The sequence below is a fragment of the [Mycobacterium] manitobense genome, assembly GCF_025821665.1.
Taxonomy (GTDB): domain Bacteria; phylum Actinomycetota; class Actinomycetes; order Mycobacteriales; family Mycobacteriaceae; genus Mycobacterium; species Mycobacterium arseniciresistens.
Map to the genome: position 1 here is coordinate 1 of NZ_JACKSJ010000052.1, position 459 is coordinate 459.

Genomic DNA, 459 nt, shown 5'->3' on the forward strand with positions numbered 1-459 from the left:
GACTTCAGCGACACCTTCCGCCGGGTCCGTGACCGACACGTACTCCCCGCCGAGTGAGGCGACCTGATCGGCGACCTCAGGGCGCGGGTCGGTGGCCTTCACGATCGCACCCAGGCTGCCCGCGGCGCCGATGGCGGCCAGCCCGGCCACCCCGGCGCCGACGACGAGCACCTTGGCCGGGGGCACCTTGCCCGCCGCGGTGACCTGACCGGTGAAGAACCGGCCGAAGGCGTGCGCGGCCTCCACCACCGCCCGGTAGCCGGCGATATTGGCCATCGAGGACAACACATCCAACGACTGCGCCCGCGAGATCCGCGGCACCGCATCCATCGCCAGCACCGTGATCGGCCGGGACGACAACTTCTCCACCAGATCCGGACGCAGCGCCGGCGAAATCAGACCGACCACCGTCGCCCCGTCACGCACCGCGGCGATCTCGGAGTCATCCGGCGCATTCAC

At 71.0% G+C, this 459-nt stretch carries 1 pseudogene; it reads right to left on the reverse strand.

Annotated features, from left to right (window positions below):
* Window positions 1-459, reverse strand: a pseudogene (locus H7I41_RS06815) (Re/Si-specific NAD(P)(+) transhydrogenase subunit alpha); the annotation flags it as partial.